Origin of the sequence: Paenibacillus sp. BJ-4 (assembly GCF_020404765.1) — a bacterium.
Taxonomy (GTDB): Bacteria; Bacillota; Bacilli; order Paenibacillales; family Paenibacillaceae; genus Paenibacillus.
The window spans coordinates 89,260-103,225 of the sequence record NZ_JAIVEM010000097.1 but is presented as its reverse complement, the minus strand read 5'-3'; the positions used below and the strand labels follow the sequence as shown (position 1 = coordinate 103,225).

11 protein-coding genes are annotated in these 13,966 nt (G+C 46.3%); 3 read left to right on the top strand and 8 right to left on the bottom strand.

Translation table 11 applies throughout. The annotated features are described in order from the left end of the window. Nucleotides 1-173: 173 nt before the first annotated feature. Nucleotides 174-1,691: a DnaD domain protein gene (locus LCF57_RS17075; RefSeq protein ID WP_226001759.1), complete on the bottom strand. Its 1,518-nt coding sequence runs from the start codon at nt 1,689-1,691 to the stop codon at nt 174-176. A 346-nt stretch (nt 1,692-2,037) separates the two neighbouring features. Between LCF57_RS17075 and hemQ the strand changes: the two genes are divergently transcribed. After that, nucleotides 2,038-2,817, top strand: a complete 780-nt coding sequence (gene hemQ / locus LCF57_RS17070) for a hydrogen peroxide-dependent heme synthase (RefSeq protein WP_226001758.1) — start codon at nt 2,038-2,040, stop codon at nt 2,815-2,817. 190 nt (nt 2,818-3,007) lie between these two features. Here the strand turns inward: hemQ and LCF57_RS17065 are convergent, their stop codons facing one another. The 4 genes from LCF57_RS17065 to LCF57_RS17050 form a co-directional block, all read right to left on the bottom strand. Next, nucleotides 3,008-4,171 carry an ABC transporter permease gene (locus tag LCF57_RS17065; RefSeq protein ID WP_226001757.1) on the bottom strand — a complete coding sequence of 388 codons (1,164 nt, stop codon included), beginning with the start codon at nt 4,169-4,171 and terminating at the stop codon, nt 3,008-3,010. Beyond that, nucleotides 4,168-5,505, bottom strand: a complete 1,338-nt coding sequence (locus tag LCF57_RS17060; protein WP_226001756.1) for an HlyD family secretion protein — start codon at nt 5,503-5,505, stop codon at nt 4,168-4,170. Before LCF57_RS17060 ends, LCF57_RS17065 begins: the two co-directional genes overlap by 4 nt. An 87-nt stretch (nt 5,506-5,592) precedes the next feature. Beyond that, a complete protein-coding gene (locus LCF57_RS17055; protein WP_226001755.1) occupies nt 5,593-6,099 on the bottom strand; it encodes a MarR family winged helix-turn-helix transcriptional regulator in 507 nt (168 codons plus the stop codon). A 155-nt stretch (nt 6,100-6,254) separates the two neighbouring features. After that, entirely contained in the window at nt 6,255-7,445 is a 1,191-nt protein-coding gene (locus tag LCF57_RS17050) for an NAD(P)/FAD-dependent oxidoreductase (protein WP_226001754.1), read from the bottom strand. Between the two features lie 234 nt (nt 7,446-7,679). On the opposite strand from LCF57_RS17050, the gene LCF57_RS17045 reads away from it, so the two are divergent. Continuing rightward, complete coding sequence (locus LCF57_RS17045; RefSeq protein WP_226001753.1) at nt 7,680-8,684, top strand: NAD(P)/FAD-dependent oxidoreductase; 1,005 nt, start codon at nt 7,680-7,682, stop codon at nt 8,682-8,684. A 159-nt stretch (nt 8,685-8,843) separates the two neighbouring features. Here the strand turns inward: LCF57_RS17045 and LCF57_RS17040 are convergent, their stop codons facing one another. Beyond that, nucleotides 8,844-8,987 carry a sporulation histidine kinase inhibitor Sda gene (locus LCF57_RS17040; protein WP_007431918.1) on the bottom strand — a complete coding sequence of 48 codons (144 nt, stop codon included), beginning with the start codon at nt 8,985-8,987 and terminating at the stop codon, nt 8,844-8,846. Between the two features lie 284 nt (nt 8,988-9,271). Further along, complete coding sequence (locus LCF57_RS17035; RefSeq protein ID WP_226001752.1) at nt 9,272-9,928, bottom strand: YheC/YheD family protein; 657 nt, start codon at nt 9,926-9,928, stop codon at nt 9,272-9,274. A gap of 218 nt (nt 9,929-10,146) precedes the next feature. Between LCF57_RS17035 and LCF57_RS17030 the strand changes: the two genes are divergently transcribed. After that, on the top strand, nt 10,147-11,682 hold the full coding sequence (locus tag LCF57_RS17030; RefSeq protein WP_226001751.1) for a Ppx/GppA phosphatase family protein: 1,536 nt from the start codon (nt 10,147-10,149) through the stop codon (nt 11,680-11,682). Here LCF57_RS17030 and ppk1 read toward each other — a convergent pair. Further along, nucleotides 11,642-13,750, bottom strand: coding sequence for a polyphosphate kinase 1 (gene ppk1 / locus LCF57_RS17025; RefSeq protein WP_226001750.1), 2,109 nt, complete (start codon nt 13,748-13,750; stop codon nt 11,642-11,644). The genes LCF57_RS17030 and ppk1 overlap by 41 nt on opposite strands. Between the last annotated feature and the right edge of the window lie 216 nt (nt 13,751-13,966).

The window sequence follows — 13,966 nt, the reverse complement described above, 5'->3', positions numbered from 1 at the left end:
CCGGATTTTTTGTGATTAAGTTTCAATGGTAAAAATCCGGTGGCAAAGGCAAACGCTTCGCTTCTTCAGAACAATTCTGCCCGCTCCGCTACCGACCGCCATAAAGTCGACACATATTTGAATTGGCTTCGCTTAATAAGTTAAGGACTAAAAACTTAACACCTTAAAATCCTCTAAACCTTTTTCTGTTTACCCGATTGCATACGTTCGGCCAGACGCAGCAGTTCATCCAGTTCTTCCTCGGATACGGATTCCTCGGAAGGCTGATCCTGTACGATCGGAATGGATGGCTTGGCAGAGCCATTATTTTTGCCATATGAGCGGGTGCGGCCGCCGGAAGTAGAAGCAGCGGATTGTTTTCCCTTTACCTTGGCTTGATCCCGTATATATTGAACGGCTTTTTCATAAGTATTTACCTGCTTTAGCAGCATGTTGGATGCAACGGCCTCGACAAAATTACGGTTGATCCGCTGATCACTCCCCGACACGAGCAGAGACATCAAGTAATGGATGAGCACGTTGATGACTTCACCGGGCAACTTATAGCTGATATCAATTTTTTCGAATATATCCAGCAGGTTACCGGGAACCGTGCCGGGGAAAAAGGTTTGCAGCAAACGGCGATAAGGCTCGTTGCGCAACATCATATTATATTGATGAATGTCACACTTGGCTGTGAACTGTGGTGGCACCTCTACATAAAATTCCATTTCTACTGCCTGCTCTGCCGGCGGCTCTTCAGGTATAGAAGCTTCCCTCTGACGTAAAGCGACCACCTTGGCGGCCTGCACCTGCTGTTCCTCCTGACGCTTCCGATCCTGTCTGGATTGCTGACTAGCCCGAAGCTGAAGCTCGTCGAGCAGTAAATCGCCTGCTTCGGTAAAAATACCGTCCTCATCCAGCAAGCGGCTGATGTCCTGTACAGATAGATCAAATTTGCGGACAACGTAATTCACCATGCCTAACTGCTCATGTTCAAAACGCAGACGCTCTACGTGCTTGCGATTGACGGATTCACGCGGAAAACGAAGAATGATGTCTGCGTAGTTCAGCGCTTCTTCCGTCTCTGACGTTAATGCCCCAGTCTGACGACCCGTGGACACTTCGGACAGCGCCTGCTCCAGCTCATAATCTATAACATGGGTGTTCAGTTCAAACAGCTCATAAAACGGAACCGAAATATTCTCTTTATTATAGGAAGATTGCGACCACTCGCTAGATTCCCTGCTCCATAACGACTCTCTCAGAGAAAGCACCGCAAACTTACCGATTTTGTCTCTTAACAACAGGGTAAGATGCTGCGTTCTGAAAAATTCGGCAGGTGCAAGCGGCGGCTGCATCTCATATTCATACATATAGTCGTCCGTTTCCGGTGCATACAGCCTGGACGTCTGTAGCAGACCGACAGCCTCCAGCTTGGAGGTCTGTTCAATCAAATACTTGCGTCCCTTCTCACTCGGCTCCAGTCCCAGTGTCAGAAAAAGACGACGCTGCTGTTCCAGCGGCGAATAACCGATCTGTCCGACTGGCACATGCTGGAACAACAGTCGATATAGACTGACCGCAAATGCGCCTACCATCGGCTGATAGACGCTTCCCAGCATCAATTCATCCAATGCGCTCAAACCAAATTCCCGATAAACGCAGTAGCGGTGGTTCTCAGTATAGTGCAGCAGGTTTTTCATCCGCATCCCAACATTCTTCCTTTCCTGACATAACGGTCTCCAAGATGTTTTTCTATTCTATCATACTTGCCCTCTGCTGGGACCAACAAAATGAGGGCAATTGTTCTCCATTTTGGCAGCCGTATTCGTCTGTGTTCTCCTTTTTTCGCGAATACTAACTATTTTATGAACTTGTGACCTGCATCACGGCAAAAATAAAATTCTTCACACTTCTTTCATTGGTGAAAAGCTTTATTTTGAGCTACAATATAATGGTTAAGCATCACGGATTGGATACAAACAAGACAGATTGAAGTACACATCATTTCGGCTGTGCCGATTATCATTTACAGATTGCAAAGGAGTGTAGATCGTGAATCAACATCAACCTCAACAACCCCCAACAACACCTAACGAAGTAGCCTCCACACTGGAAGGCTGGTATGCGCTTCACGATTTCCGGTCCATTAACTGGACGGCATGGAAAACGGCAGACGATGAAGAGCGCGCCGGAGCGTTGGACGAGCTTCAAGAATTTATGAAGGATTGGAACGTGACCGAGGAAGCGGGTCTGGGTAGCTCTGCTGTCTATACGATCGTTGGACAAAAGGCTGATTTTGTTATGATGCATCTGCGTGAAACGCTGGAAGATCTCAATAAGCTGGAAAACGATTTTAATAAAACAACCTTCGCCAAATATACAACTAAAACCTACTCATATGTGAGCGTGGTGGAACTGAGCAACTATTTGAGCAAGGATGAAGATCCAATGCAAAATCCGCAAATCGTCGCTCGCTTGAAGCCTGTTTTGAACAAGGCACGTTATATTTGTTTCTATCCGATGAACAAAAAGCGTGATCTGGACGACAACTGGTATATGCTCTCGATGGACGAGCGCCGCACCCTGATGCGTAGTCATGGTTTGATCGGACGCAGTTATGCTGGCAAAGTGAAGCAAATCATTTCCGGTTCCGTCGGCTTTGACGATTGGGAATGGGGGGTAACGCTGTTCTCCGACGACGCCCTTCAATTCAAAAAGCTAATCTACGAAATGCGTTTTGACGAAGTTAGTGCCCGTTACGGTGAATTTGGCTCCTTCTATGTCGGCAGTGTGTTGAACGAAGAAACATTCGAAGACATGCTGAAGCTGTAAAGCATAAACATCGAAACCATTTTGCAACACACAATCAAGGATTTCGTGAATTCCCGCTTTTGGGACACGGAATCCTTTTTTATCAACCTCAAACCCACGAAAGAAGAGAATAGGCCCCCTCACGGGCGCCTCAAAATTTATATTTGTATTATTGACGAGATGGTAACCCAAGTGATTATAGCTGTGATTATTATAGCACAGGCTCCACCACTACAGATGTCGTCTCGCTTTTTGCCAGCTTTCTTTTCTCCAGAGCGATATGAATAAAAATAACAAGCAACAGACCACTTAACAAGATCAAAAAGCCGCCAAGCTCAGGAATAAAATACTTTAGGCTTCCACCTTTAAACCCCAGTTCTCTCAAAAACTTAAAATGCCAGGTCAATGGAAGAATGTTACTTACATATTGCAGCGATGTAGGCAGCATAGCTATAGGCAATTGAGCACCGCTCAGTAAAAACGAAGGCAATATAATCAGGTTGAGACGCGGAGAAGCTTTTCCCGGGTTCGCCGCATTCCATCCCAAAGCCATTGCAAGCAAGCTCAACGTAATCGTGTACAGTAGAAACGGAATACTGATCTGCCATACATTCGCTTCAAACCGGAGTCCGCCGATCTGCTTGAGCAAACCAATGGACAAATAAAAGGACACACATCCTACTAACGCATACGGTAGCACCCTAAGAATCAAACCGTATGAATGCTTCAACTCTTCTTTTAATCTACCTTGCTCCCGCAATCGTGGGACAATTGTCAATGCAGCAGCACCGATCAGTGAGATCATGACCGTATTCATAAACCCCATAACCGAGGTCATCAAAGTAACATTGGTCGGATTATACAGCAGACGCTGCTGGAGTAGCATATTGGAAGTAAGCCCTGTTACCTGGCTGTCACTCATCCCCATACCCTTTAGTCCACCACCAGCCAGTATTGCATTTTCCGTGGCAATGATCTCTGTGACCGCCGAGCGCAGATTCCCTGTCGCCTGAGCTACCGTGTTATCTACATAAAAGCCGATGTTGCTCTGAACTCCTTTAAACCTATTTTCCTCCAGACCTGCCGGAAGATAAATCACTGCAAAAAACTTTTCATTATATAAGAGCAAATTCGGATCGGTTTCATTCTCTTGCACATAGCGTACGTCAATATACTGGGATGCATCCAATTTATGAATAAGCTGTCGGCTATAATTGCTATGATCTAAATCGACTACAGCGACAGAGGCATCATTCAGCTGATTATTTTTAAAAACAAACCCTAAGGATACCGCTACAACAATCGGGACGAGCAGCATGACGAATACCATCCTGCCGCTGATCAATAGCTTCCATTCTTCTATAAACGCCTTCATTTGGTCACAACCTCTACTGTCATTCCTGGTAATAATTCGGATGTTCGAGGAACATCAACCCGTACTTGGAAGGAGCTTATATCCGACAAACCTTTATCACGGCTCATTCTCATGTTGGTATACTGCGGAGCAGAGGTGACGTATCTCACCTTGCCCTGGATATCTTTATTTAAGGCTACGACGTGCGAAGTCACTTTTCCCCCTGCTTTAAACTGCGAGATGGAATTCTCATCTACATAAATATCATAGTATAGCTGGCTGGTTTCAATAACGACGCCCGTTGCCCCCGTAGCAACGATTTCTCCCATCTTGGGTACAATGCGGGACACTTTACCGTCTGTAGATGCCTTCAGCACCATACGTCCGCGCTGCAATTCCAAGGTTTTGAGTTGTACGCCTAATGCCTGCTTTTGTTGAGCCAGAAGATCTACGTTATATTCACTATTCTTAACATCTTTCCGCGTTTGCGAGGTTTGATTTAGGGCTTCCTTGGCCTTTTCTGTTTTGATACGAGCCTGCTGACGTTCCTCAGCGGTTGCACCAGCCTTCATTTTGTCCAAAGCGGTTTGCTGCTGAGCGATGCCATTTCGAGCAATGTCAGATTGCTTGCTGGCGGCAGTAACCTGATTATTCGCAATCTCAACCTGGTCCTTAGCTGTAGCCAGCGCAATTTGGGCATTATCCAGTTGATTTTTGGCATTATCCAGCTCTGCTTTGGCTCCGGCCCCGGCATCGTACAACGCTTGAAGACGCTTGTAATTCACTTTCGCCAAGTCAAGGGCCTCTTGTCTGGATGCTACTGTTTTTTGTGCAATCTCCGCATTTGTTTTGGCTGTCTCCACTCCTGTCAGAGCTGCATCCAACGATTGCTGTGCTGCTTCAATCGCCAGCCTTTGTTTTTGAATGTCCTCTGCACGCGTCCCTTGATTCAATAAGGATTCTCCTGCTTGCGCAGCCTGAATATCCAATTGTCCCTGCTTCTCTGAATTTGAAATTTTCTCCGACTGATTTTGCAGTCCATCTTTGGCCTGCTTTATTTTCACATCAGCCTGCGCGATATCCGTTTTTAATTTCTCAATTTGAAGGTCGAGGTCGACAGGATCGAGGGTCATGAGCACATCCCCTTTTTTCACCTGCTGTTCCTCCTTCACCTCAATGGTCTTCACCCTTCCCCCTACGCCCTGAAAAGCAACATTTATGGTATCTGCGGTAAGCAGTGTGTTTTTTTGTTGGGCTGCCATACTCACAGCATCCTTGCCGCTCATTGCCATCAGCGTACCTCCAGTACCTAACGCGACAACAAGTAGAACGTACACAATGATCTTTTTATTCATTACAGTAAACTCTCCTTCATGATGATTTAGTCAACTAATAAGCCATCTGATAGTACGACGTCTAACTATTGATGCTGGGAAAAATGCTTATTCCCGTTTTATTCGTTCAAGACCTGAGGAAAGCTTCTGTAATAGCGTGGCAAAAAGAATATGATCTTCCTGCGTAAATTCGCTCATTAAATCAGCAAAAAGCAGAGTAAACCTCGGAATTTTTTCCGTCAGTAACTGTTTTCCTTCATCAGTCAAGGAGATCGCGGTCATACGTCGATCCGTCAGCGTACTTCGCCGGACTAGACCGTCCCGTTCCAGCTTATCAATTACACTCGTTATCGTTGATCGTGTAACCCCGGAATAGTCGGCCAACTCTGACGGAGTCAACGAACGGTCATACAAAAACAAAAAAATTAAAATTTTCAGGTTTCCGACAGATAACCCGTATTCGCACAATAGGGAGGATGCACCATTGTAAATCTCATGAGATGTCTGCATAAAAAGAATGAACGTGCTTAAGGATTGGGGGTCCAGATTGGGAAATTTGTCAGCCAACACTTTTATTTTATTGGGGTCATGCTTGATATTAAAATCAGAATTCAACGTGAAGGTCCCCCTCTGTAATTTGTAACCAAACTATACGTCTCCGTATAGTTATAAGTCAATATCTTTTTTTTTGAATACCTCTACTTTTTGATTACCTCTATATAAAAAAGGTCCCCAAGCTCCTGTATAGGAGTCATGGAAACCTTTCTGCCTTAGAAAAACCGTCCCTTTTTCAGCACTAGCGGAATCCCGCCGATGATGAACAGATAGCGGAGATCTACGATTTTTTTCAACTGTGCTGCGACCCAGCCTTTTATTTTGCGTTTGCCCACCACGGCAACAGCCTCGCCTTTTCCAAGCGAAGCAACGGTCCCTTTATTGGAAAATACGAATTTGTGCATCTCCTTTTTACGGAGAGTGGCTACCAGATTCTTGGCACAGATGACCCCTTGCTGCATCGCAATTTGGGCCGTGGGTGGATAGGGGCGACCTTCAGGATTAAACATCAGGGAGCTGTCCCCGATAATGAAAATGTCATCGTGGTTCGGCGCACGTAGAAAATCGTCGATTTTCACCCTACCACGCATCACTTCGAATCCGGCTTTCTCAATCAGTCCGTTTCCACGGATACCTCCCGTCCAAACCACTGTGCAGGCTTCGATTTTCTCATCCTCACCGACAATTACGCCATCCTCCAGGCATTCCTTAATGGGAATACCAATGCGGAAGTTAACCCCCTTGCGCTTAAGCACATCCATAGCATATTCCACCAGTTCCGGGTCAAATCCCGGCAACGCCGTAGGAGCCGCCTCGACGTTAATGATTTGAATCCGGTTAAAATCGATGTCATAAGCTTTAGCCAGCTGTGGCAGACGATCGGCCAGCTCCGCAACGAACTCGATGCCGCTGAAGCCAGCACCGCCTACTACAAAGTTTAGCCGGCCAGGTTTACCGTCATTTTTGTACAAGGCCAGCTGGTATTCAACATGCTCACGAATCAGGCGGACGGAGTTAATACTGCGGATCGTCAGCGCGAACTTATCCATTCCTGGAATACCGAATGTTTCCGGCTCCCCGCCCAACCCGATTACCAGATAATCGTAGGACAACGAACCGTCCTCCAGCACGATTTTTTTCTCTTTTGGTATGATTTCCTTTACCGTTCCTTTGACTAAATCCACCTTGAACTCATCTATTAGCTGCGAAATCGGAATGCGTGAATGCTCAATCGTATCCGTACCTGCCGCAGGCATGTGGAGATGTGTCGTAATATAGTGGTAATCATGACGATTGATCAGTGTGACGTTGGCCTCATTATGCTTGAGCTCTTTTTGCAATTGCTGAGCCGTTAAAATACCACCATACCCCGCACCAACAATCACAATTTTGGGAATATTGCTCATATTCCTACCCCTTCCGGTATACATAATCATTAAATATGCACAGCTTTACTCTTAAAACAGGTTTTATACACGCAGTAATTGTTCATCAAATTTTAATCGCTTTAGCCTTGCAAGTAGAACCCGGCAGTTTATAATAAGAAGCAGTGAATCATGCGTAATAGCTAATTAAACCTCTATGCGGCTGATTCAATATCCACAATTCATACCATAATCCCTTTCGGAGGTGTTTTTAGAGTGACAGCTCAATCTACAGGTGCGGAACTACGCGACCTGATCATTATTGGGGGCGGTCCAGCCGGTATTTTCGCCGCTTTCTACGGAGGAATGCGCCAGGCATCCGTCACCTTAATTGAAAGTATGCCCCAACTGGGCGGCCAGCTTGCAGCCCTTTATCCTGAAAAATATATTTACGACGTCGCTGGCTTTCCTAAAGTGACCGCACAGGAGTTGGTCAACAATCTGGTTCAGCAGATGAACCACTTCAATCCAGAGGTGCGACTAGAAGAGAAAGTCGTATCGTTAGAGAAAAAGGAAGAACGCCACTTTATCATAAAAACGGACAAGGGCGGCGAGTATCATGGTAAAGCGGTTATCATTACCGCTGGTGTAGGTGCTTTTGAACCACGCAGATTGGAACTGCCGGGTGCAGATCATTTTGAAAAAACGAACCTGCATTACTTTGTCAGCGACCTGAGCAAATTTGCAGGCCGAAAAGTGCTGATCAGCGGTGGCGGCGATTCTGCAGTCGACTGGGCACTTATGCTGGAACCGATTGCAAAACAAGTTACATTGATTCACCGCCGCGACAAATTCCGTGCGCATGAACACAGTGTAGAAAACCTCCTCGCTTCCAAGGTAAATGTCATAACACCAACAGAAATTACAGAACTGCATGGGGAAGATACCATTACAAAGGTCACTCTCGCACATGTAAAAACCAAAGAGACTCAGGAAATCGAAGTCGACGATGTCATCGTTAACTTTGGATTTGTGTCCACACTTGGCCCGATTGCTGAGTGGGGAATTGAAATCGAAAGCAACTCCATCGTGGTCGATTCCCGTCAGGAAACAAACATTCCCGGCATTTTCTCCGCAGGGGACATCACGACGTACCCAGGCAAGCTCAAGCTGATTGCTGTCGGCTTTGGTGAAGCACCTACGGCAGTCAACAACGCCAAGGTCTATGTAGATCCGGACGCCAAGCTGTCGCCAGGTCACAGCAGTAATATGAAATTATAGTTTATTTTAGACTATGACAAAAAAGGGTATTTTACTCCAAATTTAATCGTTGGAGTGAAATACCCTTTTTCACGGTGTGCCTATTCGTTGCAGTGATTGTCTGTAAAGTCATTCGAACCCTGAATGGCTTTACAGTCGCAGTACGAGAGCTTGTCCGGTCTAATGAAGGACTACGGCTGTATTCATCTCTAGATTTCTTTTGTGAATCTCAGCCAGCAACAGTGCAATGAAGTCACATTCAAGTTTAAGCTCGATTGCCATCTGATAGGAATCCAAAAGCATTTCATCCGTCAGCATAGCCATCCTCGACACAACCTTTCCTTTTATTTCAAAATCTATTCTATCAAAATACTAAAAACGGAACAAGCGTTCTGTTATCCACAATCAATTGTGGAAATCCTGTGTATAAATTGTTGGTAAGTGTCGTTAACCCATGTATATGACAGGGGATAATGTGGACAATATTTATACACAGAATTTTGACGCCTAAACACAAAAAAAATATTTTCATAGTTTATACAAATATATTATATTTAGCGTCTTGTTAATAAGATTAAAATGGAATTTATTTCAAGTCAATAGACATTTTACTGGGGCCTTGTGTTTACCTCCAAAATCCATACCCGTCCATTTGGGTCAAGTCCATAATCAAACCCCAACTGCCCGATCCCTGGAAATCTTCTCTCCAGTACCGGAATACAGCGCAGGGTGAGATCCGCAATTTCCCGCCGCTTCCGGGTAGCTAACCGCCGGGGATAGATCATCCGAAGCGCCTCTGTTCCCTTCAATAGAGTTCCACCTTTGCACAGATTTGTAATCACCAATCCGGGGCGGGCATGACGTGCGACTACTGCACGGAAAACCCACTTTTGTCCTTCCCTCACCACCTTGACCCGATAGTCGACGGGTCTACCTTGAATGCTTGCCAGTTGGATGCCTTGCTGAATGAGATACGGACGCTGGATTCGAAGTCTGCTGACTCCGGCTACAAGCGCTTTAAAATGATTGAAATGATATGTGTTCTCCATATACGTGCAGGTATATCCCCTACGCTCCTTTGCAACACGCATGACCCCGTTTCCTCCGCCTCCCTTCACAGGCTTTATGAATACAAAAGCATGCCGCCGCAGCATCATGCGTAGTTGTTCTTCACTATATAGACACGTTTCCGGTATATAAACGGCGGTATGTGGATGGTGAAGCAGCGCCTTCGTCTTTAACCACTTGCTTGCCAGTTGTCTCATCAACCCTCTCTCCTTTCGCCGTCAGCTATACTTATACATACTCAACAGGGATGCGCTATTCTTGGATGATTGTCTGGGACGCATAGGATTTCGGCAAGATCACTGCAGACGGTAGCATGCACCGGACATCACTGGTACAATGACAATAATCTGACTTATATTTGCCCGGAGCAGCGGATTTTATCTGCAAATTGTTTTTTCGACAAGGAGGTCAACTCATGAACAGCAAAATTGGCATCATGGACATTGGTTCCAACTCCATCCGTCTGGTGATCTATGAAATGACAGAGGCAGGAGCCTACCGGATTGTCCAGGAATGCAAAGAAGCTGCCCGACTTAGTGAAAAGGTTGGGGCCAACGGTCGTATGGAACGGGAAGCAATTCGAAGCATTGCTCCATTACTGCGCCAATTTATGACGGTATGTCGTATGCACGAGGTTGATCGTATGCGTGCAGCAGCGACAGCTGCTATTCGCAATGCAGCCAATTCGGACGAAATTGTTCAATGGATTGCGGAGGAAACAGGCTTAACGCTGGAAATATTGAGCGGGGAGCAGGAGGGCTATGCCGGATTTCTGGGCGTCGTCAATACAATGAATGTAAGCGACGGTATTATTATTGACATCGGGGGTGGTAGTACCGAAATTACGCTGTTCCGCGAGCGGAAGCGAATTCATACCGTTTCTTTTCCCTTTGGTGCGGTCAATATGAATTGGCGCTTTGGACGGGAGGTCAAGAATGGCGAATGGTCCCCTCAGCAGATCGAGGAAATGGTGAGCTTTGTCCGTTCTTCGCTGCAAAACCATGACTGGATATTTTCCAATCCGGGTCTGCCATTCATCGGTCTGGGCGGTACTCTGCGCACCTTGGCTAAAATCAATCAAAAGCGGCAGGATTACTCGCTGCCTGTCACGCACCATTACGAAATGTTGGCTGAAGATGTCGATTACTATTATGAAACTCTGCCTCATCTTCCCTATGAAAAACGAAAAAAAACAGCCGGCCTGTCCAAAGACAGAGCCGACATCATTGTACCTGGACTCATTATATTGAAAACGATATTCGAGGCTGCTCAAGGCAGCGCGTATTTGATCAGTGGAGCGGGCCTGCGGGACGGGCTGTTTCACGAGCTGATCAATACCGAGCAGCCCGTGGTGGCTAATCCGCTCGTCGCCTCCATACGCAATATACTGTCGTTCGCTGTCCCGGTTAGCGAAGCACACGTCCGACGCGTTAATGAGTATGCCGTGCTTCTTTATAACGCATTGACTGATACAGCATCCGCAGCAATGGACAAGCGCTTGCTGCTAACCGCAGCTACTCTTTACAAGACCGGAGCTGCCTTGAATTATTATCATTTCCGCCAGCATTCCGTGTTCTGGATCCTGCACGCTGGCATAGGTGGTTTATCCCACCGGGAAACAGTCCTGGCCGCGTTGATCGCTGATTACCATCCCAAAAATCGGACGCCTCGTCTGTTGCGTACACATGCCGACATCTTGGAGCCTTCGGACGAAGAACGCGTGCATCGGCTCGGTTCCCTGCTTCAGCTCGCAATCGGCATGGATCGAAGTGAGTCCGGCATCATTACCAGCATCCATCCCACTATAGGAGACGATGCACTGCATATTCGTCTGGAAAGTAAGAGTGAACCGATTCTGGAACAACGGGAGCTGGTAGCTGTCGCTAAAGATTTCCAAAAGGCCTGGAATCTTACGTTGTCGTGGTCCATTCTTCCTTCTTCCAGTTTTTAACCTTCATCGCTTCGAATTGGCTCCTGATGGGAGCCTCTTCGTCGTTTCTTGCTACAAACTGATAGCTGCCATTAGGTAAAAGCTGCCGTGCTTTCACATTATCGGTCAAGGATAGATGTAAAATTTCTGCCAGCATTTCTTTGATTCGGTCATCGTAAATTGGGCACATCAGCTCAATTCGGCGAGTCAGATTACGAGTCATCCAATCCGCGCTGGACAGGAATAGCTCCGAATTTCCTGCATTTTCAAAGGAGAACAGCCTGGAATGCTCCAGGAAACGATCGACAATACTGATAACCCGAATGTTCTCGCTAAAGCCCTCCACCCCGGGGCGCAAGCAGCAGACCCCTCTAATGATTAAATCAATCTTCACACCTGCTTGAGAAGCCGCATATAGTTCATCGATCATTTCCTGATTGGATAAAGAATTGATTTTGGCAATAATACGGGCTGGCTTGCCTGCAAGTGCTTGCTCTGCTTCCCTGCGGATCAGCTCGAACAGCTTATTTTTCATTCCCGTCGGGGCTACCGTGAAGGCTTGCAGGGTCTTGAGCGCGGAGAAGCCCGTAATTTCATTGAACAGCTCGGAGGCATCCTCGCCCAGCACCGGGTCTGACGTGAATAACCCGATATCCGTATATACGCGTGCCGTGCTTTCATTGTAGTTGCCAGTTCCCACATGCACGTATCGTTTGAGCACGTTGCGTTCGTGGCGTACAACAAGAATGATTTTGGCATGCGTCTTCAAACCGACCAGTCCGTACACCACATGACAGCCTGCTTTCTCAAGCGTACGCGCCCAGGCAATATTACGCTCCTCATCAAAACGGGCTTTCAGCTCCACCACCACCGTGACCTGCTTGCCGGATTCGGCCGCACGTGCCAGTGCCGGAATCAGCTTGGATTCCCCGTTAACCCGGTAAAGGGTCATTTTGATGGCCATCACATCGGGGTCCTCTGACGCTTCAATGATAAAGTCCGTCACTGCATCGAATGATTCATACGGATGATATACCAGCACGTCCCGTTTGCGAAGTACGTTGAAAATATCCTCTTGCGGGGGTAGCTCCTCTGGATACAGCGGTTTGATTACCGGAAATTTCAGATGCGAATACCCCTCCAAATGATCGGCAAAAGACGATAAAAACGTCAAATCGAGCGGCCCGTCCATCTCAAACACATGATCGAACAGCTTAAATTCACGTTGAAGCTCCGCCAGAGCAAAGGGATGAATCCCTTTTTCCACTTCCAGTCTTACCGGCGCACCGCGTCTTCTTCGACGCAGCTCTTTTTCAATCTCTTCGAGCAAATCTTCAATCTCTTCTTCATTAATGGACAAATCGGAATTACGCGTAACACGAAAGGCATCAACCGCCTCTGGAACATAGCCCGTGAAGAGCGTTTGTATATGATGCTTAATGAGTTCTTCAATTAAAATAAATGATTTCTTCTTACTGTTGGAACGCAGCGGCACTGTAACAACACGTGGAATATTGGAAGGCACCTGCACAATGGCAAAAAGCGGTTTATCCTCCTCTGTATCCCCAGGACGTTTCAAGACGACTGCTAAATATACATATTTATTATGAACCAATGGAAAAGGACGGCTTTGATCGACCGCCATCGGCGTTAGCACCGGAAATATAATTTCATGAAAATACGCATCCAGCGACTTGCGCTGTGTTGTATTTAAATCTTCATATTCAAGTAAAAAAAGCCCTTTTTTCGTCAAGAGGCGAGAAATATCGCGATAGGTCCGATATTGTTCAGATACCATCGAGACGGTACGCTTAATCAGGCGTTTGTACAAACCAGAGGGGGTATAGCCGGTAAAATCCTTTTGCATAAAACCAGCCTTGATCTTCTCTCTCGTCTCTGCCACCCGAACGGCCATGAACTCATCCAAATTGCTAGACACAATCGCCAAAAATTTGGCTCTCTCCAGCAACGGTGTATCTGCATCCTGAGCTTCCTGAAGCACACGACGGTTAAATTCAATCCAGCTTAAATCCCGATTAAAATAACGTTCTGACCCGGCTTTATCCTTTTTCTGACTCTCTATCAACATATGGCCTCCATCAATTCATGCAGTATAGTTATCCTTTTATTGTACTATTAGATGAAACGCACTAGCATCACAGCTATGTAAACGCAATGTAAAATGTGTGTAAACGCAGCTGGATGTTGAAAAGGTCAATCGGATACTTTACAAAAATAACATTAAGGGGTACAGTGTTTACGTCTGTTTCATAGAGTAGAATGACAAAGCGTACCTTTTTCAACC

Bases quoted from the DNA above. Each gene is read 5' to 3' on its own strand.
- LCF57_RS17040 (WP_007431918.1), bottom strand. From the start codon at position 8,987: ATGGCTATGCTGACGGATGAAATGCTTTTGGATTCCTATCAGATGGCA.
- LCF57_RS17075 (WP_226001759.1), bottom strand. From the start codon at position 1,691: ATGCGGATGAAAAACCTGCTGCACTATACTGAGAACCACCGCTACTGC.
- LCF57_RS17060 (WP_226001756.1), bottom strand. From the start codon at position 5,505: ATGAATAAAAAGATCATTGTGTACGTTCTACTTGTTGTCGCGTTAGGT.
- LCF57_RS17035 (WP_226001752.1), bottom strand. From the start codon at position 9,928: ATGAGACAACTGGCAAGCAAGTGGTTAAAGACGAAGGCGCTGCTTCAC.
- LCF57_RS17065 (WP_226001757.1), bottom strand. From the start codon at position 4,171: ATGAAGGCGTTTATAGAAGAATGGAAGCTATTGATCAGCGGCAGGATG.
- LCF57_RS17050 (WP_226001754.1), bottom strand. From the start codon at position 7,445: ATGAGCAATATTCCCAAAATTGTGATTGTTGGTGCGGGGTATGGTGGT.
- LCF57_RS17030 (WP_226001751.1), top strand. From the start codon at position 10,147: ATGAACAGCAAAATTGGCATCATGGACATTGGTTCCAACTCCATCCGT.
- ppk1 (WP_226001750.1), bottom strand. From the start codon at position 13,750: ATGTTGATAGAGAGTCAGAAAAAGGATAAAGCCGGGTCAGAACGTTAT.